Raw genomic sequence first — 25,732 nt, 5'->3', positions numbered from 1 at the left:
TACGCTTCGTGCTTTGCAAAAAGCACGAAGCGCTTACAAGGGTCAATCCCTGTGGCGCCGCGCCGGGAACAGGATGACGTCGCGGATTGAGGGGCCGTTGGTGAGGAGCATGATCAGGCGGTCGATGCCGATGCCCAGCCCGCCGGCGGGCGGCATGCCGTGGTCCATGGCGTTGAGAAAATCTTCGTCCAGCCGCTTCTCGGTCTCGCCGCGTGCGTGAGACTGTTCAAGCTGTTCCACCATGCGGCGGCGCTGCTCGACCGGGTCGTTGAGCTCCGAAAACGCATTGCCGAGTTCCCAGCCGTTGACATAGGTCTCGAAGCGCTCGACCAGGCGCGGCTCGCCCGGCACTTCCTTGGCGAAGGGGGAGATGTCCTTCGGGAAATGGGTCACGTGGGCGGGCTGGATCAGCGTGTCCTCGACCTTTTCCTCGAAGATGAAGGCGAGGCATTCGCCCCAGGTCCAGTCGTCCTCGATCTCGAAGCCGGCGGCCTTGGCGGCGGCGCGGGCCTCCTCGTCGGTGGCGATCGCGCGGAAATCAATACCGGTCGCTTCCTTGACGGCATCGGGCATCGGAACGCGCTTGAACGGGCCCTTGAAGTCGAGCTCGATATCGCCGAAGGGCAGTTTCGTCTGGCCGTGCAGCTTGAGCGCCAGCGCCTCGAACATCCGTTCCACGAGGCCCATCATGTCCTCGTAGTCGGCATAGGCCCAGTAGCACTCCATCATCGTGAATTCGGGATTGTGCCGGGTCGACACGCCTTCATTGCGGAAGTTGCGGTTGACCTCGAACACCTTGTCGGTCAGGCCCGACACCAGAATGCGCTTCAGATAGAGCTCCGGCGCGATCCGGAGATACATGTCCATGTCGAGCGCGTTGTGATGGGTCTTGAACGGATCGGCCGTCGCGCCGCCATAGATTGACTGCAGCATCGGCGTCTCGACTTCCATGAAGCCCTCGTCCTCGAGGAAGCGGCGAACGCCCGACAGCACCTTGGAGCGCTGGATGAAGCGGAGCTTGGAATCCTCGTTGCTCATGATGTCGAGATAGCGCTGGCGGTAGCGCGTCTCGATATCGGCAAGCCCGTGATATTTCTCGGGCATCGGCTTCAGCGCCTTGGTAAGAATTGTGAGCTCCTGGGCGTTGATCGTCAGCTCGCCGCGCTTGGTGCGGCGCACGACGCCGGTGACGCCGACGATATCGGCAAGGTCCACCAGCGACCACAGTTCGCGCACGTCTTCGGGCGTCGTGTCCTTGTGCGAGAATATCTGGATCTTGCCGGAGGCATCGCGCAGATCGACGAACATGCCGGAGTTGCGCATCGAATAGACGCGGCCGGCGACGGTGACGACATCCTCGGTCGTCACATCATCGGGCAGATCGGCGTATTTTTCGGCAAGCTCCGCATTGGTCATCGTGCGGTGGAAATGCGCCGGATAGACGTCGCCGATCTTCTCCCGCAGGATCTCAAGCTTCTGGGCGCGGACTTCCGTTGCGTCGGAGGAGAGTTCTTCTGTCTTCTTGTTCATCTTACTTCTTTGCCTCTTCTGCGACCATGTCGGCGACGACGGCCTCGGCGGTCTTCAGCCGCTGGCGAACGACCGCGCGGCCGAGAATGGCCATACTGTCAAACAGCGGCAGCGAGCGCGACGAACCGGACATGGCGACGAACAGCGGCGCGACCACGGTGCGCAGCTTCTTGTCCATGTCCTCGGCAAGCTGGCGCAGCGCCTCTTCCACCGTCGTGGCGTTCCACTCGACCAGCTTTTCCAGCACCGGCTGGACGGCCTTGAGGATTTCGAGGATCTCTTCTGGATTGGTCTTCTTGATCTTCGCGAAGGCTTCGGCTTCCGGAACCATGTCGGACTGCAGCAGGAAACCCATCAGCGCTGGCAATTCGCCGAGCTTGGTGATGCGGCTCTGGGAGAGCTTCAGCCCTTCCTTGAGCCGCGCGTTCTCCGACGCCCAGGCGGCGACGCGGAGGATGAAATCTTCTTCCGACAGCGTCTCGCGCAGGAAACGGCCGTTCAGCCATTCAAGCTTCTGGGTGTCGAAGACGGCGCCCGACTTGTTGAGGTTGTCGGCGTCGAACTTCTCGATCAGCGTCGGCATGTCCATCAGTTCCTCGCCCTCGGCGATCTGGATGAAGAACAGGCCAAGGAAGTTCATCAGCGCTTCCGGCAGGTAGCCGAGTGCCGAGTAGTACGAAATCGAAGTCGGGTTCTTGCGCTTCGACAGTTTCGACTTGTCGGGATTGCGCATCAGCGGCAGGTGGAAGAACTGCGGCGGCTCGAGCCCGAGATAGGTATAGAGCAGGATGTGCTTGGGCACCGAGGCGAGCCACTCCTCGCCGCGCGCCACATGGGTGATCTTCATCATGTGGTCGTCGACGACATTGGCCATATGATAGGTCGGCATGCCGTCGGCCTTGAGCAGAACCTGCATGTCGACTGCATCCCAAGGGATTTCGACATCGCCGTAAACGCCGTCGGTGAATTTGCACGCCCCTTCGGTCGGGATCTTCATGCGCACGACATTGGGCTCGCCGGCCTTGATCCGGGCCTTCACCTCTTCCGCCTTCAGATGCACGCAGAGCCCGTCATATTTCGGGGCCTTGCCCTCGGCGCGCTGGCCGGCGCGCATCCGCTCCAGCCGCTCGGGCGTGCAGAAGCAATGGAAGGCATGACCTTCTGCCACCAGACGGTCGACATAGGGCTTATAGAGGTCCTTGCGGTCGGACTGGCGATAGGGGCCGTAGGGGCCGCCGACATCCGGGCCTTCGGCCCATTCCAGCCCGCACCATTTCAGCGCATCGAGCACGTTCTTCTCGAATTCCGGCGTCGAGCGCGTGGCGTCGGTATCCTCGATGCGCAGAATGAAGGTGCCGCCCATCTTCTTGGCGTAGAGATAATTGAACAGCGCGGTATAGGCGGTGCCGACATGCGGCTCGCCGGTCGGAGAGGGCGCGATGCGGAGGCGCGGGCCGGTTGTGCTCATGGTTTTGTCCGTGGCGCCGGCCGGGCCGGCGGCTTCCCTGAAAATGCTGAATGTGCTGGCCGCGAAAGGTCTTGAAGGACGGCGGCCCGTTCAGGCCAGCCTTAGGCCATATTCAACCCTTTCCGTCAAGCCATCGACCCGGCCATCAGCCCTCTCCGGCAGGTTCAGTGAACCGTCGATGCGCTCGCTGTACTTTCGCCCCGCATGGCGCGATCCTTCTTCCGTTTGCGCCGCGCCAGCATGTTGAGCGCCTCAACAAGTCCCGAGAACGCCATCGCCGCATAGATATAGCCCTTCGGTACGTGGAAGCCGAGGCCATCGGCAATCAGCGTCATGCCGATCATCAGCAGGAAGGCGAGCGCGAGCATCACGATGGTCGGATTGGCCTCGATGAAGCGGGCGAGCGGACCGGCGGCGATCAGCATCAGCGTGACAGCGACCACGACGGCGATGATCATGATCGGCAGATGGTCGGTCATGCCGACGGCGGTGATGATGCTGTCGACGGAAAACACCAGGTCGAGCAGCAGGATCTGGAAAATCGCGGCGGCAAAGCCGGTCTTCACAGCGCCGCCGAGGATCTCGCCGGCCTCTTCCTCCGGATCGACATTGTGATGAATTTCCTTGGTGGCCTTCCAGACAAGGAACAGACCACCCGCGATCAGGATGATGTCCTTCCACGAAAACCCGTGACCGAAGGCTGTAAACACCGGCTCCGTAAGCTGCACGATCCAGGCAACCGCGCCGAGCAGGACGAGGCGAAGCACAAGGGCCAGACCGAGACCGATGCGCCGCGCGCTCTGCCGGCTGGCGTCCGGCAGTTTGTTGGTGAGAATCGAAATGAACACGAGATTGTCGATCCCGAGCACCACCTCCATCACGATCAAGGTCACGAGCGCGGCCCATGCCTCGGGCTGGGCGGCCAAAACAAGAATATCGTTCAAGTCAGTCTCCTTCAAAACTCCGCCAAAACCCTGCATGCGGCTGTTGCGGTCGGCATCCCGGAACCGGAACGGAACCGTCGGCGTTCTATAACGCGAAATCCATCGTTTCACTATCAACGTAATTGACATCGAGCAGTTCCAGCGGTCCGCCGCTTGACAGTCAGCGTCGCGAGGCGCATTACCACGTCAGCAAATCGAACCGACGAGTTCGAATTCGCTCTCTCCGTGCTGAACCCTCCTCCCTTCAGCGCCAGAAAGGCATTTTTCAACATGACGAACGAGACAGATGTGCACCCCGAACCGCGCCCGGCCGAGAAGAAACGCGGCGGCGGGGTCCGCAAGATCATTTTCTCGCTGATCGGCATCGCGCTGATCGCCGGCGGCGGATGGTTCGGCTATCATTGGTGGACCGAGGGCCGCTTCATCGTATCCACGGACGACGCCTATATCGAAGGCGATATCGCCATGATCGCGCCCAAGGTGTCCGGCTACGTCGAAAGCGTCGCGGTTTCAAACAACCAGCAGGTCAAGAAGGGCGACCTTCTCGTCAAGATCGACGATGGCGACTACCAGAACGCGGTTGCCCAGGCCGAAGCGCAACTCCACGCCCAGAACGTGGCGCTGGAGGCGACCAAGGCGCAGATCGCCGGCGCCAAGGCTTCGCTCGCCCAAGCCAAGGCCAATCGCGAGGCGCTCGATCCGCAGATCGACAACGCCAAGACCGTGCTCCAGCGCGCCGATACGCTGCGCGAGAAAGGCGCGGCCACCGTCGCCGCCTATGATGACGCGCGCGCGGCGCTCGACCAGTTGAAGGCCAAGGTGCAGGCCGCAGATGCGGCGGTCGAAGTAGCGAAATCCAACATCACCACCGCCGAGGCCCAGCTTGCCCAGCAGCAGGCCGCCCTGCAGGAGCGCAAGCTCGCGATCGACATGGCCAAGCGCAATCTCGGCTTTACCGAGATCCGCGCACCCTTCGATGGCGTCTTCGGCAACAAGAATGTTCAGGTCGGCGATCTCGTTTCCTCCGGCACGCGGCTCGGCGCGCTGGTGCCGACGGACGATCTCTACATCGTCGCCAATTTCAAGGAGACCGATCTCGATCGCCTGGGCGTCGGCGCCAAGGTCAAGGTCTCCGTCGACGCCTTCGAGAAGGACGATTTCACCGGCACGGTGGAATCCTTCTCGCCGGCTTCCGGCGCCGTGTTCGCGCTGCTGCCGCCGCAGAACGCGACGGGCAATTTCACCAAGATCGTCCAGCGTCTGCCGGTGAGGATTTCGATCCCCAAGGATGTGCTTGACGGGCAGTTTCTGAAGGCCGGGCTTTCCGTCACCGCCGAAGTCGACAGCCGCACCGCCCCCGACGGCACGATCGGCGAAACGGTCGCTGCCAACCGCTGATACCTTTGTTTTTACGCAATTCCGGACGGTGAACCGGTGTCCACTTCACCTGGAATTGCTATGAGCGGGCGTCTGACGCCCGCGCTCTCATCCCACGGATGCTTCGATGACAGACACAGCCGAAAACGCGCCGGTAGCGACTGAGGCGGGGGCACCGCCCTCCGACCATGTTCCCGCGCGCACATGGATCGCCTTCATCGTCATGGCGTTCGGCATGTTCATGGCGATCCTCGATATCCAGATCGTCGCCTCGGCGCTCACCGACATTCAGGCCGGCATCTCGGCAAGCGCCGACGAGATCGCCTGGGTTCAGACCTCCTACCTGATCGCCGAAGTGATCATGATCCCGCTTTCCGGCATTCTGGCGCGGATCTTCTCGACCCGGGTCGTGTTCAGCGTTTCGGCCGCGGCGTTCACCGCCTGCAGCGCGCTTTGCGCCACGGCGACCAGCATCGACCAGATGATCATCTACCGTGCGTTGCAGGGCTTCATGTCGGGCGGCATGGTGCCGGCGGTTTTCGCGGTGTCGTTCACCGCCTTTCCGCCCTCCAAGCGCTCGACGGTCATCCCCGTGGTCGGACTTGTGGCAACGCTTGCGCCGACGATCGGCCCGACGGTTGGCGGCTACCTCGTCGACGCGCTCTCGTGGCACTGGCTGTTCCTCATCAACGTCATCCCGGGCATTCTGGTCGCCATCAGCGCCTGGCTGCTGATCGACTTCGATAAGCCCGATCTTTCGCTGTTGAAGCGCTTCGATTGGCTGGGCCTCGCCGCCATGGCGACCTTCCTTGGTTCGCTCGAATATTTTCTGGAAGAGGGCAATATCAAGGGCTGGTTCACCGACGATGTCATCCGCTACGTGTTCGTAACCATGATCATCGGCGGGGTCGTGTTTTTCTACCGCGCGTTCACGAGCGCCTCACCGGTTGTGGACCTCAGGGCCTTCGGCAATTTCAACTTCGCCGTCGGCTCGATCTTCTCGTTCTCGCTCGGCATCGGGCTTTACGGCCTCGTCTACCTGTTCCCGCTCTATATGGCCCGCATTCGCGGCTATGACGCGCTGATGATCGGGGAGACGATGTTCGTCACCGGCGCCTTCATGATGGCAACCGCCCCGGTTGCAGGCTTCCTGCAGAACAAGCTCGACCCGCGCGTGATGATGGGCGCGGGGCTGGCACTGTTTGCGCTCTGCACCTGGCAGATGACCCATATCACCGCCGAATGGGATTATTGGGAGCTGTTCTGGCCGCAGGCCGGCCGCGGCGTGGCGCTGATGATCTCGATGATCCCGGTCTCCAACATCGCGCTCGGCACGCTGCCGCCGCAGGACATCAAGAACGCCTCCGGCCTGTTCAACCTGACCCGCAATCTCGGTGGCGCGGTCGGGCTTGCCGTGATCAACACGCTGCTCAGCCGCCGCACCGATTTTCACTTCGACCGACTGGCGGAAACCGTGAACGCGGCCAGCGCGACGACACAGGAATGGGTGAACGGGCTTGCCGGGCTCTACAACAGCCACGGCGTCGACGGCGAAAAGGCCGCAGTGCTGCAGCTCGACCGGATCGTCAACCAGCAGGCCTGGCTGATGGCGTTCATCGATATCTTCACGATCCTGACGGTGCTGTTTGCCTTCCTCAGCCTTTGCATCGTGGTCGTGCGCAAGCCCAAGGCCGGCGCCGGCGGCGGCGGGCATTAGCGCCGCTCAGGCGGCATCCTTCTGCGACACGATCCGGCAGTCTTACGACCGCCGCGCCGCCTTGGCGCCATAGCTGTTCATGAAGGTTCTGACGCCGCGTTCGGCCATAAGCTGGATATCGGCCGGCGGCGGCGGCCCTTCCATCAGCCCGAACAGCCGCATTTTCCACATATGGCCGGTACACAGATCCAGAAGCTGCTGGGCGGCGACGCGCGGTTCGTCTGTGACCAGTTCTCCCGTGTCGCAGCGCGATGCCACAAAGGCGGTCAGCGTTTTGATCATGTTGTCGGGGTGATCGCCGAAGAAGGTGCGCACCAGTTCAGGAAAGCGCTCGGCAACGCCGATGGCGATCCGCATCGCCCTGATCGTTTCCTCGCAGGTCAGGCCGGTGGCAAGCTGCGCGCCAAACCGCATCAAGACGTTTTCGACTGCATCATCCTCGGCGAGAGTCTGGCGCAGATCCTCGAATATGCGCTGCTTGGCCTCCAGGATGATGGTCTGGAACAGCTCGCCCTTGTTTTCAAAATAGACGTAGATCGTGCCCTTGGAGACGCCGGCGGCGCGGGTGATGTCGTTCATGCTGGCGGCATCGAAGCCGACATTCATGAACACCTGGCGCGCGCCTTCCAGTATCTGCGCGCGCTTGGCCGGATCCTCGCCGGCGGCATGCCGACCGAGGCTGCGGAATACGCAGCGATCCGTATCATCCTTCGGCCGACAGAAGCCGCCCTTGGCTTTTCCAAATCCCAATTTCGCCTCACTCGCCAGCGCGATCGCAACCGCGCCGTCAGCCCTGAATGCTCCGGCAGTCCGGCGACACGCCGGATTTTTATATTGACCTGTGCGGAACACATTTACGCATACGATGCGGGGCCGCTCAATTCAATGGTTAATTGAACTGAGCGGTTCGATGGGTGTCAATCCTGGCCGAACTCCTCCGGCGCATATTCATACGCCGTCGAGCAGAATTCGCAGGTCACCGTGATCTTGCCGTCCTCGGTGCTTTCCGCGATTTCCTCGGCCGTGAAGGCGCCGAGCACATCGCGGATTTTCTCGCGCGAACACGAACAGCGGTCATAGACGCCGTGGGCGGGATAGACCGTGACGCCGCGTTCATGAAACAGCCGGTAGAGCAGCCGTTCCGCGCCGACTTCCGGATCGGTCATCTCGTCGAGATCGATGGTTTCCACCATGGCCCGGGCTTCCGACCAGGCATCGTCCGGATCGTGCGACAGCACGCCGTCATCGCCGTCGCCGCCGTGAAGATCCGGCTGGCGCATGCGCTCCGGCTCCTGCGGCAGGAACTGGGCCACCAGCCCCCCGGCCCGCCAGCTTTCGCGCGGCTGGCCGTCCTCGTCGCGCGAAAACAGCTTCGCGACGCCGAGACGCACCGCCGTCGGGATCTGCTCCGACTGGCGGAAATAGGCCATGGCGATCTCTTCCAGCGAGCGGCCGTCGAGCTCGACGATCCCCTGATAGGGCTGCATGAAACCGCCCTGATCGATGGTGAAGGCGAGCACGCCGCGGCCAAGCAGCGCTTCCGGCTCGGTCTTTCCCGCCTCGATCGCGGCGTCGAGCGCTTCCTGATCAAAGCGGGCATAGCCGCGCAGCGCATCCGGCGTCGAGAAATCGGCGACCAGCAGATCGACCGGCCCATCGCCCTTGGTCTGCACGGTGAATTTGCCCTCGAATTTCAGCGAGGTGCCGATCAGCGCCGTCAGCACCACCGCTTCGGCCAGCAGCCGGGCGACGGGTTCGGGATAGGCGTGGCGCGCCAGCATGGTGTCCAGCAGCGGGCCGAGCTGGACCGTGCGGCCGCGCACATCGAGCGCATCCACCTGGAAGGGCACAACCATGTCATCACCGGCGAAACCGAGTTCGCCGAGTTGCGTTTCAAGATTTTGCATTGTTCATCTCCTTGCCTGGCAAGGCGGCGCTTCAGTCGAAGACGCCGAGGCACCAGGCCAGAACGGATTTCTGGGCATGAAGCCGGTTCTCGGCCTCGTCAAAGACGACCGATTGCGGGCCGTCCATCACCTCGTCAGTCACCTCCTCGCCGCGATGGGCGGGCAGGCAGTGCATGAATATGGCGTTGCCATTCGCCTTTTTCATCAGGTCCGCATCGACCTGATAGGGCTGAAACACATTGTGGCCGCGCGCCTTGTGCTCCTGGTTCATCGAGACCCAGGTATCGGTGACCACGCAATCGGCGCCCGCGACAGCTTCAGCGGCGGTATCGAAGAAGTTGACCTCCGCCCCTTCCGCGCGCGCCCAGTCCACGAACCGCATCTCCGGCTCCGAGCCTTTCGGCACGGCGATGTTCATCCGGTAGGAGAACCGCCCTGCGCCCTCAAGAAACGAGTGCAGCACATTGTTGCCGTCGCCGGTCCAGGCGATGGTCTTGCCGGCCACCGGGCCGTTATGCTCCTCGAAGGTCTGCAGATCGGCCATGATCTGGCAGGGATGGGTCGCATCCGTCAGCCCGTTGATCACCGGCACGGTGGCGGTTTCGGCAAGCTCCAGCAGCCGATCGTGATAGGTGGTGCGGATCATGATCGCGTCGACATAGCGCGACAGCACCTTGGCCGTGTCGCCGATCGTCTCGGCGCGGCCGAGCTGCATGTCCTTGCCGGACAGCACCAGCGTCTCGCCGCCGAGCTGGCGCATGCCGACATCAAAGGAAACGCGGGTGCGCGTCGACGGCTTTTCGAAGATCATCGCCAGCACCTTGCCGGCAAGAGGCTTGTCCGCGGTGCCTGCCTTCTGGGCGGTCTTTCGGCTCGCCGCGTCGTCGAGAATGCCGCGCAGAGCGGATTTCGAAACGGCGGAGAGATCGAGAAAATGCCTCGGATTGGACATGGAACTACTCTTTCACAGATAGAACTTCGTTTTGCGCGCGCTCAAGCGGCGGAAAGCTTTTCGGCGGCGCGGCCAAGCCGGGCAAGGCCCTCGCGCGCTTCCTCGACCGTGACGGTCAAGGGCGGCAGAAGACGGATCACGTTATCGCCGGCCGGCACGGACAGCAGCTTTTCCTCGCGCATGGCTGCTGCCAGCTCGCCGGCGGGCACGACCGCCTTGATGCCCAGCATCAGGCCTTCGCCGCGGATTTCGCCGATCACGCCCGGATAGCGGTCCTTCAGTTCGGCAAGCCCCTGCTTGAACACCAGGCCCACGTCCCTGACATGCTCCAGGAAGCCGTCTTCCAGCACCACATCCAGCACCGCATTGCCGACGGCCATCGCCAGCGGATTGCCGCCAAACGTGGTGCCGTGAACGCCGGGCACCATGCCGGATGCGGCCTCTTCCGTCGCAAGGCATGCGGCAACGGGAAACCCGCCGCCAATGCCCTTGGCGATCGCCATGATATCCGGCGCAACGCCGGTCTGCTCATAGGCGAACAGCGTGCCGGTGCGCCCGACGCCGGTCTGCACCTCGTCGAAGATCAGCAGCAGGCCGTGCTCATCGCAGAGCGCACGCATGGCCTGAAGGAAGGCCTTGTCGACGGTGCGCACGCCGCCCTCGCCCTGGATCGGTTCGATCATCAGCGCGGCGGTCGTATCGGAAATCGTTTCCTTCAGCAGATCGAGATCGCCGGCCGGAATCTGGACGAAGCCCGGCGCCTTCGGGCCGAAGCCTTCCATGTATTTCGCCTGACCGCCGGCCGCGATCGTTGCCAGCGTCCGCCCATGGAACGCGCCCTCGAAGGTGATGATGTCGATCTTCTCCGGATGGCCCTTGGCATAATGATAGCGCCGCGCGGTCTTGATCGCCGTCTCCAGCGCCTCCGCGCCGGAATTGGAGAAGAACGCCTTGTCGGCGAATGTCGCCGCCGTCAGCCGCTCCGCCAGTTTTTCCTGGCCGGCAACCTGATAGAGGTTCGAGACATGCCACAGTTTCTCGGCCTGATCCTTCAGCGCCGCGACCAGATGCGGGTGGGCATGGCCAAGCGAATTGACGGCAACGCCGGCGGCAAAGTCGAGATATCGCTCGCCCTTGTCCGTGATCAGCCAAACGCCTTCGCCGCGCTCGAAAGTGAGCGGTATTCTGGCGAACGTATTATAAAGAGGCGATACACCGGACATGGCGGTAAAACTCCGACAAGATGACAAGGGCGACTTTCAACGCCCGCAGAAATTAAAAATGCCGCCTTGAGGCGGCGGCAGGCCTTATATTGTCATGTCCGCCTCCAATGTCAACAAACGCGGTGGCGGCAAGGCGTTTGGGCGAATCCAACGCCGTTTTCGCCCCCGCCAGCACAAAAATCACCAAGTTGGGGAAAACCGCGAAAAACGATTCGCGCGATTCCCCGTAACCTTGCCACGCCCCGACCATGGGCCTACCTTACGAGCCAACAGAGTACTGCAAGCGGCGGATCTGATTACCCGGATTGGCGAGTTCTTCCTGTTTCGGACACGTTTCGGAGCACGACGCCGGATTCCGCCCGCAATAGCCGGAGACGACATATGAGCTGGACAGACGAACGCGTCGAAAAACTCAAACAACTCTGGTCGGAGGGCCTGAGCGCCAGCCAGATCGCGACCCAACTCGGCGGCGTCAGCCGCAATGCCGTGATCGGCAAGGTGCATCGCCTTTCGCTGCCCGGCCGCGCCAAGAGCGGCGGCGCGCCTGCGCAGGCAGCGCCCCGCGCGACCGCGCGCAACACCGCCCCGCCGCGCGCGCCGAACTTCGCCTCGCGCGTTGCCGGCCGCCGCCCGGCCGCCCCGCCGCAGAGCACGCCATCCGCGCCGCGCACCGCCGGCGCCACCGCGCTCAAGCAGGAGGTCGAAGCCGATAGCGTTCCGGCCGCGCGCCCCCGCTCGAACCCTGACAATGTCGTCGTGCCGATCATGAAGAAGGTCGCGCTCACCGAACTCACCGAAATGACCTGCAAATGGCCGGTCGGCGACCCGACCCAGGACGATTTCTATTTCTGCGGCTGCGATGCGAAGGAGAATTCCCCCTATTGCAGCTACCACGCCAAGCTCGCCTATCAACCCGTCAGCGACCGCCGCCGGGCGGGGTGAAACCGCAGCAGACCTCATCTGTAAAAGCGCCTTCGGGCGCTTTTTTGTTACGCCCTCACCCGTCCCAGCCGATCACCGTCAGGTCCGGCCACAGCGCCTTCCAGCGCTCAACCTTGTTCTCATACGCCTCGCGGGAGACCTGCGTCTTGTTGGGGCGCACGACGGCGTTGAGGAGATCGGCGAGACCGAAGGGCGCATCGCATGCGAAGCCGCCGGCCTTCGGTCTTATGCCGATGGCGGTGGCGGTGGTCGGAAAGGTTGTGATCGCCTCCGAGACGCTGTCATATGCTTCGATGTCGAAGCCGAAGCGGTCGCCGTACCAGAGGTGCACCCGCGCCTGGTTCTTTACGTCGATCCACGCCGGTAGAGCGGAAAACGCCGCGCGGATACGGGCGGCATGGCGGGCTTCCGCCCGCTCCGACAGGTCGTTGGGGTCGAAATAGACGATATCGATATCGGCGATGCCGTGCGTCGGGTCCATGGCGAAGCGGCGGTTCCAGACCGTCTGCGCCAGCGCGCCGGCCACCAGCCAGCAATCCGGAAGATCGATCAGGCGCCAGTTCTCAAGAAGCGGCCTGATAAGCGGGCTGTCCGATACCGCCGCAATGATCTCTGATAATTCAACCTTCATCGGACCCCGCCGTCACGATCCGTTCGGCGCGGGTGTAGACGCTGAAGCCGTCGCCGCGCGCCGTGGCGATCAGCGTCAGACCGGCGGCTTCCGCCGTCTCGACGGCGAGCGCCGTCGGCGCGGAGATCGCGATCAGAACCGGGCTGCCGGCAATCGCCGCCTTCTGCACCATTTCCACCGAGAGCCGGCTGCTGACGACAATCGCACCCGCCCTTGCTTCAATGCCCTCACGCGCCAGGGCGCCGATCAGCTTGTCGAGCGCGTTGTGGCGGCCGACATCTTCCCGCACCGTCAGCATGCCCTCACCCGGACGATAGAAGCCCGCGCCATGCACCGCGCGGGTGGCGGCAAACAGCGGCTGTGCGCGCGACAGCGCCTCCACGGCGGCGTTCACCTCGTCAACCCGCTGGCGAAAGTCTTGGGCAGCGATTTTCGGCACATCCCGCACCGCGGCCTCTATGCTCTCCAGCCCGCAAAGCCCGCAGCCGACAGGCCCGGCCATGGAGCGGCGGCGGGCGGCGAGCGCCTCGGAGCGGTCCGCCCGCAGCGTGATCTGCACATCAATGCCCTTGTCGAAGGCAACGATATCAACCGCCTCGATCTCCCGAGGATCGCTGACGATGCCTTCCGTCAGGCTGAAGCCATAGGCGAAATCGACGAGATCATCCGGCGTTGCCATCATCACCGCATGGGTCGAGCCGCCATAGCTCATCGCCACGGCCATCTCTTCGGCAAGGGGCCGGTCGGCCGCATTGTCCCGGCTTCCATGGGTGAACAGCGGCTTCAGGGGGGCTCCGGCCATCGCCTTACACCATCACCGGTTTGGGCAGTTGCCGCTCGCCCTTCAGGATCGCCGCGACCAGCGCCAGGGACGAGGCGAGTTCGAGCTCGCTCGAGGCGGCGAGCGCCACGCGGATCGCCGGCGGCGCGGCGGCGCGGCCGACATGGAAGCTTGATCCGGCCGCAACCGCTACACCCCGGCTTTTCGCCCGCTCGACCATCGCCGCCTCGGTGAGGCCCTCCGGTAGCGGTATCCAGACATGCAGCGCGCCCGGCGTCATGCGGCAGGCGATGCCGGCGAGCGCTTTTTCCGCGATCGCCCGGCGGCGCATCAGCGCCTGGCGCTGCCAATTGACGAGTTCGATCGCGGTGCCATCGAGGATCCAGCGGCTGGCGATTTCCGCCATCACCGGCGTCGCCACCCAGTTCGCCGCGAGATACCGGTTGGAAACGGCGGCGGCAAAGCGATCCGGCGCGGCCACGAAGCCGCAGCGCAAGCCGGGAATCGTGTTCTTCGACAGGTCGGTCATGTAGACCGTGCGCTCCGGCGCGAAGGCGGCGACCGGCGGCGGGCGGTTTTCAACGAGCGGTCCCAGCACATCGTTTTCGATGATGGCGAGATCGAGCCTGCGGGCAATCGCCGCGATCGCGCGGCGGCGCGGCGCGCTCATCACAAGCGCCTGCGGGCCTGCGGCGGACGGCTGCAGGAAGATCGCCCTCAGCCGCTTGCGGCCGGCAACGGCTTCCAGCGCGGCCGGCACGATGCCCTCGCCATCCACCTCCACGCCTTCGAGATCAATGCCGAGATAACCGGCGAGCGGGCGCACCATCGGATGCGTCAGCGCCTCCACCGCGAGCGAACCGCCGGCGGGAACGACGCTCATGAATGCCGCCGTCATCGCATCGCTGGAGCCGTTGGTGACCGTGACGCCATGGGCCGGCGCCTTCAGCCCGCATGCGGCCAGCCAGTTGACGCCGGCCATGCGGTAGCGCTGGAACAGCGCGTTGGGCATCATCGAAAACGCCAGTTCCGGCGGCATGGTCGCGCCGAGATCGGCAAAGGCTGCACGGAACTTGGCGAGGCTCCGGCTCTCGCACACCGGCTTCAGGATCGAAAGGTCGATGACGCCGCTGCCGCCCTCGGTGAGGTAGGGCCGCTCGGGGGCCACAGGTTCCGCCTTGATATAGGACCCGCGTCCGACCTCGCCGACCACCATGCCGCGCCGCGTCAACTCCTCATAGGCGCGGCTCACGGTCTGCACCGACACCTTGAGATCGGCCGCCATCTCGCGCTGCGGCGGCAGGCGCATGCCGTCGATCAGCAGGCCGCTGCGCACGGCGGCCGCGATCTGTTCGGCAATGGAGAGATAAGCCGGCCGCTTGATCAGCCGGGGATTCGGGCGCCATTTTGTCATCTCCGGATGGTGGGGCAAATCCGGGAGAATGACAAGCGCGCGGCGGAAAGCGGATTGCGGAAACGCAATGCCAAAGCCGTGAAATGCCTAACGCTTTCGAAACACCTGGCAGGTTTTGGAAAAGAGCGCGGCGGACCGGACCGGCTTTGCTTGGCGCTGCAAACCGTTTAGAACGCCCCGAACGAAACCGGCGACGGGGCGGCTATGTCCGACAGCAAAGCGAAAACCGCGATAACCGACACCGATGCGCTGGTGGCGCGCGGGCTCGTGCCGGCGGATGCGGCGGGCGATATCGCGCGCGTTGCCGAAGATTTCCGCATCCGTATCCCGGCCCATATCCTGTCGGCGATCGACACGGTGGCCGCCGATGATCCGCTGGCGCGCCAGTTCGTGCCGGATCGCCGCGAGCTTGAAGCCTATGACGGCGAGATGGAGGACCCGATCGGCGACGGCGCGTTCGAGCGGGCAAAGGGCGTTACCCACCGCTATCCCGACCGGGTACTTCTGAAGCCGACACACGCCTGCCAGGTCTATTGCCGCTTCTGCTTCCGCCGTGAAACCGTGGGCGAGCCGGAAGCGGCGCTTGACCGGGACGAGCTTGCCGCAGCGCTCGACTATATCCGCGCGCATGACGACATCTGGGAGGTGATCCTGTCGGGCGGCGATCCGCTGGTTCTGTCCGACCGCCGGCTTTCCGCGTTGATGAAGGCGCTCGGCGAGATTGACCATGTCGCCGTCATCCGCATCCACACCCGCGCGCCGCTGGTCACGCCGGAGCGCATCAGCGACGGCCTTGTCGATGCACTGAAGCAAGCGGGCAAGACGGTCAATATCGTCGCTCACGTCAACCATCCGCGCGAGCTGACCGAGGCGGTGCGCGGCGGACTCGCACGCCTTGCCGATGGCGGCATTCCACTGTTTGCCCAGACGGTTCTGCTGAAGGGCATCAACGACGATGCCGAAACGCTGGCGACCCTGTTCAGGACGCTCCTCGCCAATAGGGTCAAGCCGTATTACCTCCACCATCTCGACAAGGCCAAGGGCGTCGCCCATTTCGCCGTGCCGATCGCGCGCGGCCAGGCGCTGATGCGGGCGCTGCAGGGCGCGATCTCCGGGCTCTGCCTGCCGACCTATGTGCTCGATATTCCGGGCGGAGCCGGCAAGGCGCCAATCGGCCCTTCCTATCTGGAGCAAACCGGAGAGGCCGAATACGACGTCACGGATTACCGGGGCGGAAAACATTCCTATTCCGACTGGCGGTGAGCGCCAGTCTGGCCCTGCCGGCTGCGTCATCTCCGTTTCGCCTCGCCCTCAGCGAAGGCCAGGGCGAGGATCGCTTCGTTTGGAGGGGTGGCGCTGCCGCCCTCACGCGCCGACGGTGCGCGCCTCGATTTCCTCCAGCGTAATGCCCTTGGTCTCTGGCGCCGCGGCGATCGCGTAGACGATGCCGACCACGCAGAAGAAGGTGAAGATCGCGAAGGTTCCGACAATGCCGATGCCCGCCAAAAGATCCGGAAACACCAGCGCCACCAGGAAGTTGAAGAACCAGTTGGCGACGGAGGCGAGCGCCATGCCGCGCGACCTGAGCCGCAGCGGAAACAGCTCCGCCATATAGAGCCAGGGCAACGGGCCGAGACTGACGGCGAAGAAGGCGATGAAGGCGAAGATGCCGATCATGGCAAGATAGGGCGTTGCCGCGACATCCATCATCGTCGCGCCGGTTACCAGCGCCATCGACGCTGCGGTGCCGATAAAGCCGAGGATCAAGAGCTTGCGCCGGCCCATGCTTTCCACCAGATACATCGCGACGACGGTCAGCGCGACATTGACGACGCCGATGCCGACGGTGGCCAGAAGATCGGTCGTGGTGCCGGAAAAGCCGGCATTTTTGAAGATTTCCGGGGCGTAGTAGATGATCGCGTTGATGCCGGAAAGCTGCTGCAGCACGAACACGATCATCGCGAAGCTCGTCACCGGCAGGATGCCGCGCTTCAGGAAGGTGCTCCAGGCCGGGGTCGCCTCCTCGTCCTTGGCACTCTCCTTGATCTCGGCGATGATCTCGTCGACCTCGGCGGGCGAGGATTCCGGCTGCAGCTTCGCGATGATATCGCGCGCCTTGTCGGCATTGGAATTCAGCGTCAGCCAGCGCGGTGTTTCCGGCGACAGCAGGATGCCGATCAGCGCCACGATCGACGGGAACACGCCGACGCCGATCATCCAGCGCCAGTCGCCCGAACCGCCAAAGGCCGCATCCGACATGTAGGACACCATGATGCCGATGGTGATCATCAACTGGAAGGCGGAGACGATGGTGCCGCGAATGCGCGCCGGCGCGACTTCCGCCAGAAACATCGGCGCGGTCATTGCCGAGGCGCCGATGCCGACGCCGATCAGAAGGCGGGCAAGTGTCAGAACATACTGGTTGAAGGCAAGCGCGGAAATCAGCGAACCGACCAGGAAGATCAGCGCGCCGAGGATCAGCATCGGCTTACGCCCGTAGCGATCGGTGGTGACCATGGCCAGCACGGTGCCCGCCACCGCGCCGAGCGGCACGGCCGAGGTGATGACGCCCTCCATGAAGGGCGAAACCGTGAAATCCTGCTTGATGAACGGCAGAGCGCCGGAAATCACGCCCTGGTCGAAACCGAAGAGCATGCCGAACAGCGCTGCCACAATGACGATGGCGATGAGCATGGGTTTTCCTCCGCTTGGGCGGCGGCTGCCGCCTTCCCCTCTTGTGACCCCGTTTTTGAACCGTCGCTGAAAACCGCAAACGGCCTTATACCAAAAGTTGAAAGTCGAAACGGCATCCGTTGTCAAATCCTTTTGGACCTTAGCGTTTATATTAGCGGCGTTCCCGACTTCGCCGCCGAGCCCCTTGACCGGCGCGCCGGCGCGCGGCATAGAAGACGCATCCGAGGGGTGTGTCCGTGACACTGAGATGGCCGATGGCCGAACCCTTGAACCTGATCCGGGTTATGCCGGCGTAGGAACGGAGTTTGGTCTTGAGCGACACGCCCAGAAAATCAGCCTCTATTGACGCCTCCGCTGCCCGGTTTAGCCGGGGAGAGCGGGATTGAAGCGTACTCTCTCAGCGGCACTCACCTTTTTCGCAATCGTGTCCGGGCTTCTTGTGCTCTGGCAGGCGATCATCGTTTTCGGCGAGCTGCCGCGCTATATCCTGCCGCCGCCGCTTGCCGTGCTGGCAAAATTCCAGACCGCCCATGCGATGCTGCTCAGGGAAGCTCTGGTGACGCTCAGGGAAATCCTGGCGGGCTTTGCCATGGGCGCGATCTTCGGCGCGTCGGCGGCGATTTTCATTGCCGCCTTTCCCCGCATCGGACGGTTCATCTGGCCTGTTCTGGTAGTTCTGCAATCCTTTCCCGTGTTCGTGATCGCGCCGATGCTGGTTCTGTGGTTCGGCTTCGGCATCGCCTCCAAGGTGGTGATGACGACGATCATCGTTTTCTTCCCCGTCGCCTCCAGCTTCGCCGACGGGTTGAGGCGCACCGATCCGGAAATCGTGGCTGCGGCCCTGCTCGATGGCGCGGACCATTTCGAGATGCTACGCGATATCCGTCTGCCGCTGGCGATGCCGCATCTGTTCTCCGGCCTCCGCATTGCCGCCCCCCTCGCCCCGCTCGGCGCGGTGGTCGGCGAATGGGTTGGGTCTGCCGGCGGGCTCGGCTTTCTCATGGTCCAGGCCAACGCCCGCATGCAGAGCGACACCGTGTTCGCCGCCATGCTGATCCTTGCGCTCGAGGCCGTGCTGTTTCGAAAGGCGGTGGATCTCGCCGCTCCCTTCTTCACCCGCTGGTCGCATGAGGATTGAGCGGCCGGCTCAGATAAACAGGAGAATGACATGCTGAAGAAACTCGCATTCGTCGCCGCTCTTGCCCTGGCTCCCGGGCTGGCGAGCGCCGCCGACAAACTCGACGTGATCCTCGAATGGTATGTGAACCCCGACCACGGGCCGCTGGTGGTAGCCCAGGAGAACGGCTATTTCGCCGACGAAGGCCTCGATGTGGAACTGCTGCCGCCATCAGACCCGTCCATGGTGCCGCGCATGGTGGCGACCGGCAAGGTCGATATCGGCATCCACTACCAGCCCAATCTTTATCTCGACCACGAGGCCGGCATCGATATCGTCCGCTTCGGCACGCTGGTCTCGACGCCCCTCAACACGCTGACGGTACTGAAAGACGGACCGATCAAATCCGTCGCCGACCTGAAGGGCAAGAAGATCGGCTTTTCGGTGGCAGGCATCGAGGATGCGGTGGTGGCCACGATGCTGGAGAACGCGGGCCTCTCCAGGGACGACATCACGCTCATCAATGTCAACTTCGCGCTCACCCAGTCGCTGCTGTCAGGCCAGGTTGACGCGACCATCGGCTCGTTCCGCAACATCGAACTGCCGCAGATGCGCATCGCCGGCCACGAGGGCAAGGCCTTCTTCCCGGAAGAGCATGGCGTGCCGGTCTATGATGAGCTGATTTACGTGACCCGCAGCGACATGCTTGACGATGATCGCTTGCCGCGCTTCCTCGAAGCTGTGGAAAAGGCGACGGTCTTCATCGTCAACCATCCGGAGGAAGCATGGGTGAGCTTTGCCAAGGCCTATCCCGATCTCGACGACGAACTGAACCGTCAGGCCTTCGCCGAATCCGTCGTCCGCTTCGCCAAGCGCCCCGGCGCCTCCGATGCCGCACGCTACGAGCGTTTCGGCGCATTCATGGCGGAAAACGGGCTGATCTCCGAAGCGCCGCCGGTCGATACAATCTCGGTCTCACTGTCGCAGGAATAACAGACCGGCCTTAAATCGCCACAAAAGCACATTATAAAGAATTGAAAGAGGCGGCGCGCATGCCGCCTCGCTGTTTCGGTCTTTTGTGACGACAATTGCGGCGATACCGCCATCCAAAGACCGATCTCTATCCCTTCACGACAGGAGATCGGATCATGAAACTTGCCGGCCTTGTGCTGGTGGTGGTCGGGCTTGCGGGCCTCACCATCCGCATCTTGCTCTATCAATATCCCGACGTCGCGGGCACCATCGAGGGCAGTCTCCTGACCCCGCTCTCCCACCTCGTCCTGGCCGCCGGCGCCGCGCTGCTCGCGCTCCACCTGCTCTACCGGGTGCTGCGCCACGTCATGCATTTTTGAAATCGGCTAAATCCGCTTGCCCGCCCGCTCATTGAGCGTGGTTTCAACAAAAGCGGCGACATCGCGGTCGGCGGGATAGAATTCGAGATAGCGCCGCCAGACCGCAACCGCGGCCTCCTGCCGCCCGGTCCTGTCGAGGATGGTCGCCATCAGGCCGAGCGCGCCGAAGTCGCGCGGCTCCAAGGACAGCGATGTGCGGATATCGTCCATGGCGCGTTCGAGATCGCCATGGGTGTAATGGAGCACGGCGCGCTTGCGGTAGGGGGCTGCCTCGTCCGGCCTCAGCGCGATCGCCTCCGACAGGAAATCGAGCGCGGCGGCAGTGCGGCCGTTATTCTCCGAATCATCCGACCATTCGATCAGCAGGGAAACCGTGGCGCTTGGCGAGCGATCGAGATATTCGTCGATCTGACGGGCGAGATCCGCCGCCTGCCGGGCGTCGCTTGTGCGTTTCAGGCGATCATAAAGCCTGTCCAGCGGATCGGCCTCGACAACCGAGTCGGGCATTTCGGAAATCTGTTCATCCGCGGCATTGCCCTGCGCAAACGCGGGCAGCGGGCCGGCAATGGCCAGGGCGGCGAGGATCAGAATGGCAGACACGGAAAAGCGCATGACGGGAATGGTATCCCGTCATGGCGAAAATTCAAACAGATAATGCGCTGACTTTCTCAGCCCTGACGGGCCTTGAAGCGCGGGTTCTGCTTGTTGATGATGTATACCCGGCCCTTGCGGCGCACCAGACGGTTTTCCCGGTGACGGGACTTGAGCGCCTTGAGCGAATTCTTGATCTTCATGTTTTCGATCCGCTGTTTGTGCCGCTCTCGACTGATCAGTAAAGGCGGTCAGTATTGATATTCAAAGGCGCGCCTTGAAAAAGCGCGCCCGTCAGTGGCCGCTACCTAGCGAATGATCGCCGCCAAGTCAACCGTCGCGGCGCTTTTCCAGCACGGTGACATGGCCCATTTTCCGCCCTGCCCGGGTTTCGGCCTTGCCATAGAGATGCACGAGCGCGCCTTCGGTCGTCATCCACTCCGGAATCCGGTCCATATCGTCGCCGATGATATTGTGCATCACGCAATCGCTGTGGCGGACGGGGTCGATCAACGGCAGGCCGCAAACGGCGCGGATATGCTGCTCGAACTGCGAGATGACGCAGGCCGCCTCGGTCCAGTGGCCGGAATTATGAACGCGCGGGGCGAATTCATTGGCAATCACCCTGCCGTCGCGGGCGACGAACAGTTCCAGCCCCAGCACGCCGACATAATCGAGCCCGATCAGCAGCCGCTCCGCCGCCTTCACGGCGGCCGCCGCAATGTCCGGCGAAACGCTGGCTGGAACGGTGGACGTCCGCAGAATGCCGTCGCGGTGGACATTTTCAGCCGGATCGAAACAGACGATCGTGCTGTCCATGCCGCGCGCGGCGATCACCGAGATTTCGCGATCGAAATCGATCCACTCTTCGAAGATCGCGGGCGCGCCATTGAGCGCTGCAAAGGCGGCCTCCGGATCATTGTCGCTGCCGTCAAACACCCACTGCCCCTTGCCGTCATAGCCGAAGCGGCGGGTCTTCAACACGCCGCGTCCACCGAACGCCTCAAGCGCGTCCGCAAGGTCCTCAGCGGTATCAACCGCCCGGAAACCGGCGGTGGCGATGCCGCTGTCGTTGAGGAAGGTCTTTTCGGTGAGGCGGTCCTGCGAGACGGACAGCGCACGGGCCGGCGGATAGACAGGCCGTTCGGCCGACAGAAGCGCGGCGCTTTTCTCCGGCACATTCTCGAATTCATAGGTGATGACTTCACAAGCGCCAGCGAGCTCAACCAACGCCGCCTCGTCATCATAGGCCGCCACGATATGGCGGTTTGCGACCTGGGCGGCCGGGCAATCTTCCTGCGGCTCCAGGATGACGGTGCGGATCGAAAGCCGGGCGGCCGCCATGGCCAGCATGCGGCCAAGCTGACCGCCGCCGATGATACCGATGGTCTTCATGAAACTCATTCGTCCTTGTCGATGGGGTATTCGGCAACGCTTGCCGCCTGGCGCACGCGATATTCATCGAGCCGACCTGCAAGCTCCGGATCGGCCAGCGCCAGAACGGCTGCCGCCAGAAGCGCCGCATTGACAGCGCCGGCCTTGCCGATGGCGAGCGTTCCAACCGGAATGCCCGCCGGCATCTGCACGATCGACAACAGGCTGTCCTGGCCGGAGAGCGCGCGCGACTGCACCGGCACGCCGAAAACCGGCAGCGGCGTCAGCGCCGCCATCATGCCCGGCAGATGCGCTGCCCCGCCGGCGCCGGCAATGATAATCTGAAAACCTTCGGCGCGGGCGCTGCGGGCGAACTCATACATGCGGTCCGGCGTGCGGTGGGCGGAGACGATCCGCGCGTCGTAATCGATGTCGAGAATGTCGAGAATGTCAGCAGCGTTCTTCATCGTTTCCCAGTCGGACTGGGACCCCATGACGATGGCGACAGGCGGATTCTTGATCGGGCTCATCGGCATTCCATTGTTTCAACAAATTCGACGAATGTGGCACGCGCCGACCATGCGTCGTTTCGAGCGAAACACGCTCTAGCATCAATCGTTTTCGGTGAAAAGCAAAGCGCCGGGAAGATCAGGCGTGCCTTGGGCAAAATGCCGCGACAAAATCACATTTCCGCCTTCGACAAACGTCTTCGATCATGGCATTCTTACATTGCACTTTGATGACGAGGCGCCGCATCCGGCGGCGCGAAACCAAAGGAAGGACGTGTGCAATGACAGTTCAGACGCATCTTGCCGCTCTCGAGGAAAAGCATTCGGAACTTGAGAGGAAGCTTCACGACGTAATGGCTTCGCCGTCCAGCCCCGACCAGGAAATCGCATCGATCAAACGCAGGAAACTTCACCTGAAAGACGAGATTGAACGCCTCCATCACTCCGCTACTTAAGACACCCTCTGTCCTCAAACGCCCCGGCAAAAACCGGGGCGTTTTTGTTTGCGCGACGCGTGCCTGATCACCGGCTCGAAACCTGCGCAATCCTCACGTCTCGCCGCCCTTCTCCTGCTTCTTCATCACCCCGATCCTGAGCATCACCTCGCGCGGTATGTCATAGGTCGATTTCAGATGGTGATCGGTGCGCAGCCCCAGATAATCGCGTTGGATGAACAGCGCGAAAGCACGGTCGGCCGCTGCCTGCACCAGTTCATCGCGGTCCTGATTGGAGCCCGGCGTCTCGTCGTGGCGTCTGAGCGCCGCCAGCGCCTCCTCCAACCGTCCGCCGATCCGCCCCAGCGCCTGCGCCGTCTCCTGCATGATCTCGTATTGAAGGGCGTCCAGATCGGGATCAAGCGGCCTGCTGCTCGTGCCCGGCAATATCGGTTTCTTGGGGGCCATGATCTTTTCCTTGCGTCTCTTCCGAAGATTGGAAGGCGAGTGCGCGAGGTCAAGGGTACCAAACCAAAGCGATCCGACCGAAAATATTCGATTGTCTTGTCATATGGCATCATAATTCCTATATTATGCCAAAAGGCAAAAACGAGATTAGCAATGCCCCAGCTTCAAGTGATCGAAAAGACCGCGCATCAGAACTCCGCCCCGGAGATCACCGAGGCGGAAGGGCAGGCGATGGCACGGGCGGCGGTCAATCTGTTTTCGCGCTGGGAATTGAGCGACAGCCAGGCCTGCATTCTGCTGGGCGGATTGTCGCCGCGCACATGGGCGCGCTGGAAGGGCGGCGATATCGGGCGCATTCCGCGCGATCTCAAAGCCCGGCTTTCCAACCTGATGGGCATTCACAAGGCGCTCCGGATCATCTTCACGGATGCAGAGCGGGTCTATGGCTGGGTGCGGCGGGAAAACGCGGCTTTCGGCGGCGCATCGGCGCTCGACATCATGCTTGGCGGTGAACTGACCGATATCATGCGGGTCCGGCGCTATCTCGACAGCGTCCGGGGCGGCTGAGCTTGACCATGCCCGACATTTTGCGCGTCACGTGGGCAAAGACCCACCGGATCATCCGTTCCCGCTTTCCCCCGATCGATCTGTTCGAGGATATCGCCGACCCCGCCGACTGGGACGCGATTCTCTCGGCTGAGGCCAAGACCAATCCGCGCGTCAGCACAAGCGTCGGCATGCTTGATCTGGTGCCGCCCGAACGGCGGGTTTCCGGCGAAGGCGCGTCCTGGGCGATGGCGCCCTTCGTCCATACCTCGACGGATCGGCCGAGCCGGTTCAGCGATGGTTCGTTCGGCGTCTATTATGCCGGCGACCGGATCGAGGTCGCGCTGTTCGAGACCATACATCACCATGCCGTCTTCATGGCGGCCACAGATCAGGCGGCGGGCTGGACCTCCGATTTTCGCGAACTCGTCGGCACGCTTGACGCCGATCTTCACGATGTCCGGGACCGCACGCGTTTTTCCGAACTCTATGACCCCGACGATTATCGCAAGTCTCAGGCGATCGGCGCCAGACTTCATGCGGAAAACGCGAACGGCATACTCTATGGCAGCGTCCGGTATCCTGACGGCTCGGCGGTGGCGCTGTTCTGGCCGGACGTCGCTGGCATTCCGAGCCAAGGACAGCATTTTTCCTATTACTGGGACGGCGCGAACGTCACCACGGTCAAGAATCTGAGCACCGGCGAGCTATTCGCCGTCGTCGATTAGCGCAGGCTGGCGCAACGCTTTTATTTCCGCCCAGAGAAGCTCCTGAATATCTGTGTGTCCGCCGGCAAGGCGCACAGCGGCCACGGTCAGCATCGTATGGGGCAGCACGTCGCGGAGGTCGAAGAGCAGGCCGGCGCGGATCGCGTCCCTGGCTATACTTTCCGGCACCCAGGCGACGCCGACGCCGCTGATCGCAAACTGCAGCGCGGCCAGCGTCAGCGCGGTCTCGACCTTGCGGCGGACGAATTCGCCGCTCGGAATCTGCGGCATGACCTCCTCGTTGAAAATCCGGCCCAGAAACGCATCACTCGGATAGGCGATCACCGGCAGTTCGCCGCGCGCATAGCTGTCGTTCAACACGCCGAGACCATGCGTGGCGAACACCGGGATAAAGGCTTCCGTGCCAAGATTGACCCGTTCGAGATAATCCTCGGTCTCCGCCGCCGCCTCGGCTGTGGACTGATAGTTCAGCAGAAGATCGGCCTGCTTGGTCATCAACAGCGCCAGACATTCATCGCGATTAGCCGAGCGCAGGCGCACGCTGACATCGATCGTGTTCGAGAAGGTTTCGATGATGCCGGGCGCGCGCGACGTGGTGATCGCGTGCTGGCTGGCGATCACGATGCGGTTGTTGGCCTCTCGCCCCTGCCGGCGCAGTTCGTAAAGCAGGTCCTTCATCTCGGAGACCAGCCGCTTGATCTCCTCTTGCTCCGCCGAGATCGATGGCTTGAGGCCGACGGGCTTGCGCTCGCGGTCGAACAGTTCGGCCCCGACATACTCCTCGATCGCCCGGATACGGCGGGAGAAGGCAGGCTGGGTGACGTTGCGGCGGGCGGCGGCCGCATTGAATGAGCCGGTCTCGACCACCGCCATGATATCCTCGAGCCATTCAAGCCGCACGTCGACGCCTCCTAATATGCACTTCCTGCATTTTATCGCGCGAAAACGGCATTTGATCAACAAAAGGAAATGCGCAACATTTGAAATCACGCAATTTGTTCAAGGTTGGTTTTCCATGCATCTCGCCCGTTTT

27 protein-coding genes and 1 riboswitch are annotated in these 25,732 nt (G+C 63.0%); of the genes, 10 read left to right on the top strand and 17 right to left on the bottom strand.

All coding sequences use genetic code 11. The features are described 5' to 3' along the window. Positions 1-42 precede the first annotated feature (42 nt). From lysS to V6766_RS19465, 3 genes are all read right to left on the bottom strand, one after another. Positions 43-1,530, bottom strand: coding sequence for a lysine--tRNA ligase (gene lysS / locus V6766_RS19475; RefSeq protein ID WP_448426731.1), 1,488 nt, complete (start codon positions 1,528-1,530; stop codon positions 43-45). 1 nt (position 1,531) lies between these two features. Next, complete coding sequence (gene gltX, locus V6766_RS19470) at positions 1,532-2,998, bottom strand: glutamate--tRNA ligase (RefSeq protein ID WP_448469274.1); 1,467 nt, start codon at positions 2,996-2,998, stop codon at positions 1,532-1,534. A gap of 164 nt (positions 2,999-3,162) precedes the next feature. Next, positions 3,163-3,942, bottom strand: a complete 780-nt coding sequence (locus V6766_RS19465; RefSeq protein WP_448469272.1) for a TerC family protein — start codon at positions 3,940-3,942, stop codon at positions 3,163-3,165. Positions 3,943-4,212: 270 nt separating this feature from the next. Here V6766_RS19465 and V6766_RS19460 point away from each other — a divergent pair, with 270 nt between their 5' ends. Further along, a complete protein-coding gene (locus tag V6766_RS19460; RefSeq protein WP_448469270.1) occupies positions 4,213-5,340 on the top strand; it encodes an HlyD family secretion protein in 1,128 nt (375 codons plus the stop codon). 106 nt (positions 5,341-5,446) lie between these two features. Beyond that, positions 5,447-7,036, top strand: coding sequence for a DHA2 family efflux MFS transporter permease subunit (locus tag V6766_RS19455; protein WP_448469268.1), 1,590 nt, complete (start codon positions 5,447-5,449; stop codon positions 7,034-7,036). A 42-nt stretch (positions 7,037-7,078) separates the two neighbouring features. Here the strand turns inward: V6766_RS19455 and V6766_RS19450 are convergent, their stop codons facing one another. The 4 genes from V6766_RS19450 to V6766_RS19435 all read right to left on the bottom strand — a co-directional run bounded on the left by V6766_RS19450 (position 7,079) and on the right by V6766_RS19435 (position 11,118). Further along, on the bottom strand, positions 7,079-7,786 hold the full coding sequence (locus V6766_RS19450; RefSeq protein WP_448469266.1) for a TetR/AcrR family transcriptional regulator: 708 nt from the start codon (positions 7,784-7,786) through the stop codon (positions 7,079-7,081). A gap of 167 nt (positions 7,787-7,953) precedes the next feature. Further along, entirely contained in the window at positions 7,954-8,943 is a 990-nt protein-coding gene (locus V6766_RS19445) for an Hsp33 family molecular chaperone (RefSeq protein WP_448469264.1), read from the bottom strand. A gap of 31 nt (positions 8,944-8,974) precedes the next feature. Then, a complete protein-coding gene (gene argF / locus V6766_RS19440; RefSeq protein WP_448469262.1) occupies positions 8,975-9,895 on the bottom strand; it encodes an ornithine carbamoyltransferase in 921 nt (306 codons plus the stop codon). Between the two features lie 41 nt (positions 9,896-9,936). Next, positions 9,937-11,118 (bottom strand): acetylornithine transaminase, encoded by a 1,182-nt coding sequence (locus V6766_RS19435; RefSeq protein ID WP_448469260.1) that lies wholly within the window; start codon positions 11,116-11,118, stop codon positions 9,937-9,939. A 381-nt stretch (positions 11,119-11,499) separates the two neighbouring features. Between V6766_RS19435 and V6766_RS19430 the strand changes: the two genes are divergently transcribed. Further along, entirely contained in the window at positions 11,500-12,060 is a 561-nt protein-coding gene (locus tag V6766_RS19430; RefSeq protein ID WP_448469258.1) for a GcrA family cell cycle regulator, read from the top strand. Positions 12,061-12,115: 55 nt separating this feature from the next. Here V6766_RS19430 and V6766_RS19425 read toward each other — a convergent pair whose 3' ends face one another. Genes V6766_RS19425 through ehuR form a run of 3 tightly spaced genes read right to left on the bottom strand, consistent with a single transcriptional unit; the run spans position 12,116 to position 14,886 of the window. Further along, positions 12,116-12,691: a nucleotidyltransferase family protein gene (locus V6766_RS19425; protein WP_448469256.1), complete on the bottom strand. Its 576-nt coding sequence runs from the start codon at positions 12,689-12,691 to the stop codon at positions 12,116-12,118. Further along, positions 12,681-13,493, bottom strand: a complete 813-nt coding sequence (gene fdhD / locus V6766_RS19420) for a formate dehydrogenase accessory sulfurtransferase FdhD (RefSeq protein WP_448469254.1) — start codon at positions 13,491-13,493, stop codon at positions 12,681-12,683. The genes V6766_RS19425 and fdhD overlap by 11 nt, the downstream gene beginning before the upstream one ends. A gap of 4 nt (positions 13,494-13,497) precedes the next feature. Beyond that, complete coding sequence (gene ehuR / locus V6766_RS19415) at positions 13,498-14,886, bottom strand: MocR-like ectoine utilization transcription factor EhuR (RefSeq protein ID WP_448469253.1); 1,389 nt, start codon at positions 14,884-14,886, stop codon at positions 13,498-13,500. Between the two features lie 204 nt (positions 14,887-15,090). Here ehuR and V6766_RS19410 point away from each other — a divergent pair, with 204 nt between their 5' ends. Further along, positions 15,091-16,149: a lysine-2,3-aminomutase-like protein gene (locus tag V6766_RS19410; RefSeq protein WP_448469251.1), complete on the top strand. Its 1,059-nt coding sequence runs from the start codon at positions 15,091-15,093 to the stop codon at positions 16,147-16,149. A gap of 102 nt (positions 16,150-16,251) precedes the next feature. Here the strand turns inward: V6766_RS19410 and V6766_RS19405 are convergent, their stop codons facing one another. Then, positions 16,252-17,580 (bottom strand): sugar porter family MFS transporter, encoded by a 1,329-nt coding sequence (locus tag V6766_RS19405; RefSeq protein ID WP_448469249.1) that lies wholly within the window; start codon positions 17,578-17,580, stop codon positions 16,252-16,254. Positions 17,581-17,794: 214 nt separating this feature from the next. Next, positions 17,795-17,896: riboswitch (TPP riboswitch) on the top strand. Between the two features lie 66 nt (positions 17,897-17,962). Between V6766_RS19405 and V6766_RS19400 the strand changes: the two genes are divergently transcribed. The 3 genes from V6766_RS19400 (at position 17,963) to V6766_RS19390 (ending at position 20,049) form a co-directional block, all read left to right on the top strand. Continuing rightward, positions 17,963-18,718 (top strand): ABC transporter permease, encoded by a 756-nt coding sequence (locus V6766_RS19400; RefSeq protein ID WP_448469247.1) that lies wholly within the window; start codon positions 17,963-17,965, stop codon positions 18,716-18,718. Between the two features lie 30 nt (positions 18,719-18,748). After that, positions 18,749-19,690 (top strand): ABC transporter substrate-binding protein, encoded by a 942-nt coding sequence (locus tag V6766_RS19395; RefSeq protein ID WP_448469245.1) that lies wholly within the window; start codon positions 18,749-18,751, stop codon positions 19,688-19,690. A gap of 155 nt (positions 19,691-19,845) precedes the next feature. Beyond that, complete coding sequence (locus V6766_RS19390; RefSeq protein WP_448469243.1) at positions 19,846-20,049, top strand: hypothetical protein; 204 nt, start codon at positions 19,846-19,848, stop codon at positions 20,047-20,049. Positions 20,050-20,055: 6 nt separating this feature from the next. Here the strand turns inward: V6766_RS19390 and V6766_RS19385 are convergent, their stop codons facing one another. The 4 genes from V6766_RS19385 to purE all read right to left on the bottom strand — a co-directional run bounded on the left by V6766_RS19385 (position 20,056) and on the right by purE (position 22,550). Beyond that, positions 20,056-20,649 (bottom strand): hypothetical protein, encoded by a 594-nt coding sequence (locus V6766_RS19385; protein WP_448469241.1) that lies wholly within the window; start codon positions 20,647-20,649, stop codon positions 20,056-20,058. A 68-nt stretch (positions 20,650-20,717) separates the two neighbouring features. Further along, positions 20,718-20,843, bottom strand: a complete 126-nt coding sequence (ykgO, locus tag V6766_RS19380; protein WP_018064355.1) for a type B 50S ribosomal protein L36 — start codon at positions 20,841-20,843, stop codon at positions 20,718-20,720. Positions 20,844-20,970: 127 nt separating this feature from the next. Next, complete coding sequence (locus V6766_RS19375) at positions 20,971-22,044, bottom strand: 5-(carboxyamino)imidazole ribonucleotide synthase (protein WP_448469239.1); 1,074 nt, start codon at positions 22,042-22,044, stop codon at positions 20,971-20,973. Then, positions 22,041-22,550: a 5-(carboxyamino)imidazole ribonucleotide mutase gene (gene purE, locus V6766_RS19370; RefSeq protein ID WP_018064353.1), complete on the bottom strand. Its 510-nt coding sequence runs from the start codon at positions 22,548-22,550 to the stop codon at positions 22,041-22,043. The genes V6766_RS19375 and purE overlap by 4 nt, the downstream gene beginning before the upstream one ends. A gap of 254 nt (positions 22,551-22,804) precedes the next feature. On the opposite strand from purE, the gene V6766_RS19365 reads away from it, so the two are divergent. After that, on the top strand, positions 22,805-22,978 hold the full coding sequence (locus V6766_RS19365; RefSeq protein ID WP_448427838.1) for a YdcH family protein: 174 nt from the start codon (positions 22,805-22,807) through the stop codon (positions 22,976-22,978). A 93-nt stretch (positions 22,979-23,071) separates the two neighbouring features. Here the strand turns inward: V6766_RS19365 and V6766_RS19360 are convergent, their stop codons facing one another. Then, on the bottom strand, positions 23,072-23,425 hold the full coding sequence (locus tag V6766_RS19360) for a DUF6665 family protein (RefSeq protein ID WP_448469237.1): 354 nt from the start codon (positions 23,423-23,425) through the stop codon (positions 23,072-23,074). A gap of 153 nt (positions 23,426-23,578) precedes the next feature. Between V6766_RS19360 and V6766_RS19355 the strand changes: the two genes are divergently transcribed. Both V6766_RS19355 and V6766_RS19350 read left to right on the top strand, forming a co-directional pair. Continuing rightward, the gene (locus V6766_RS19355; RefSeq protein WP_448469235.1) at positions 23,579-23,992 is read left to right on the top strand and encodes an MbcA/ParS/Xre antitoxin family protein; all 414 of its coding nucleotides are present in this window, start codon (positions 23,579-23,581) and stop codon (positions 23,990-23,992) included. Between the two features lie 8 nt (positions 23,993-24,000). Then, entirely contained in the window at positions 24,001-24,699 is a 699-nt protein-coding gene (locus tag V6766_RS19350) for an RES family NAD+ phosphorylase (RefSeq protein WP_448469233.1), read from the top strand. On the opposite strand, the gene V6766_RS19345 is transcribed toward V6766_RS19350, so the two are convergent. Further along, the gene (locus V6766_RS19345) at positions 24,679-25,599 is read right to left on the bottom strand and encodes a LysR family transcriptional regulator (protein ID WP_448469231.1); all 921 of its coding nucleotides are present in this window, start codon (positions 25,597-25,599) and stop codon (positions 24,679-24,681) included. The genes V6766_RS19350 and V6766_RS19345 overlap by 21 nt on opposite strands. Between the last annotated feature and the right edge of the window lie 133 nt (positions 25,600-25,732).

The sequence above is a fragment of the Martelella sp. AMO21009 genome (assembly GCF_053484295.1).
The sequence above is the reverse complement of the archived record's forward strand: the minus strand, read 5'-3'. Positions and strand labels throughout refer to the sequence as shown.

What these genes read in the sequence shown, in the direction of transcription:
- lysS (WP_448426731.1), bottom strand. Translation starts at nt 1,530, where the DNA reads ATGAACAAGAAGACAGAAGAACTCTCCTCCGACGCAACGGAAGTCCGC.
- gltX (WP_448469274.1), bottom strand. Translation starts at nt 2,998, where the DNA reads ATGAGCACAACCGGCCCGCGCCTCCGCATCGCGCCCTCTCCGACCGGC.
- V6766_RS19460 (WP_448469270.1), top strand. Translation starts at nt 4,213, where the DNA reads ATGACGAACGAGACAGATGTGCACCCCGAACCGCGCCCGGCCGAGAAG.
- V6766_RS19455 (WP_448469268.1), top strand. Translation starts at nt 5,447, where the DNA reads ATGACAGACACAGCCGAAAACGCGCCGGTAGCGACTGAGGCGGGGGCA.
- V6766_RS19445 (WP_448469264.1), bottom strand. Translation starts at nt 8,943, where the DNA reads ATGCAAAATCTTGAAACGCAACTCGGCGAACTCGGTTTCGCCGGTGAT.
- argF (WP_448469262.1), bottom strand. Translation starts at nt 9,895, where the DNA reads ATGTCCAATCCGAGGCATTTTCTCGATCTCTCCGCCGTTTCGAAATCC.
- V6766_RS19435 (WP_448469260.1), bottom strand. Translation starts at nt 11,118, where the DNA reads ATGTCCGGTGTATCGCCTCTTTATAATACGTTCGCCAGAATACCGCTC.
- V6766_RS19430 (WP_448469258.1), top strand. Translation starts at nt 11,500, where the DNA reads ATGAGCTGGACAGACGAACGCGTCGAAAAACTCAAACAACTCTGGTCG.
- V6766_RS19425 (WP_448469256.1), bottom strand. Translation starts at nt 12,691, where the DNA reads ATGAAGGTTGAATTATCAGAGATCATTGCGGCGGTATCGGACAGCCCG.
- fdhD (WP_448469254.1), bottom strand. Translation starts at nt 13,493, where the DNA reads ATGGCCGGAGCCCCCCTGAAGCCGCTGTTCACCCATGGAAGCCGGGAC.
- ehuR (WP_448469253.1), bottom strand. Translation starts at nt 14,886, where the DNA reads ATGACAAAATGGCGCCCGAATCCCCGGCTGATCAAGCGGCCGGCTTAT.
- V6766_RS19410 (WP_448469251.1), top strand. Translation starts at nt 15,091, where the DNA reads ATGTCCGACAGCAAAGCGAAAACCGCGATAACCGACACCGATGCGCTG.
- V6766_RS19405 (WP_448469249.1), bottom strand. Translation starts at nt 17,580, where the DNA reads ATGCTCATCGCCATCGTCATTGTGGCAGCGCTGTTCGGCATGCTCTTC.
- V6766_RS19395 (WP_448469245.1), top strand. Translation starts at nt 18,749, where the DNA reads ATGCTGAAGAAACTCGCATTCGTCGCCGCTCTTGCCCTGGCTCCCGGG.
- V6766_RS19390 (WP_448469243.1), top strand. Translation starts at nt 19,846, where the DNA reads ATGAAACTTGCCGGCCTTGTGCTGGTGGTGGTCGGGCTTGCGGGCCTC.
- ykgO (WP_018064355.1), bottom strand. Translation starts at nt 20,843, where the DNA reads ATGAAGATCAAGAATTCGCTCAAGGCGCTCAAGTCCCGTCACCGGGAA.
- V6766_RS19375 (WP_448469239.1), bottom strand. Translation starts at nt 22,044, where the DNA reads ATGAGTTTCATGAAGACCATCGGTATCATCGGCGGCGGTCAGCTTGGC.
- purE (WP_018064353.1), bottom strand. Translation starts at nt 22,550, where the DNA reads ATGCCGATGAGCCCGATCAAGAATCCGCCTGTCGCCATCGTCATGGGG.
- V6766_RS19365 (WP_448427838.1), top strand. Translation starts at nt 22,805, where the DNA reads ATGACAGTTCAGACGCATCTTGCCGCTCTCGAGGAAAAGCATTCGGAA.
- V6766_RS19360 (WP_448469237.1), bottom strand. Translation starts at nt 23,425, where the DNA reads ATGGCCCCCAAGAAACCGATATTGCCGGGCACGAGCAGCAGGCCGCTT.
- V6766_RS19355 (WP_448469235.1), top strand. Translation starts at nt 23,579, where the DNA reads ATGCCCCAGCTTCAAGTGATCGAAAAGACCGCGCATCAGAACTCCGCC.
- V6766_RS19350 (WP_448469233.1), top strand. Translation starts at nt 24,001, where the DNA reads ATGCCCGACATTTTGCGCGTCACGTGGGCAAAGACCCACCGGATCATC.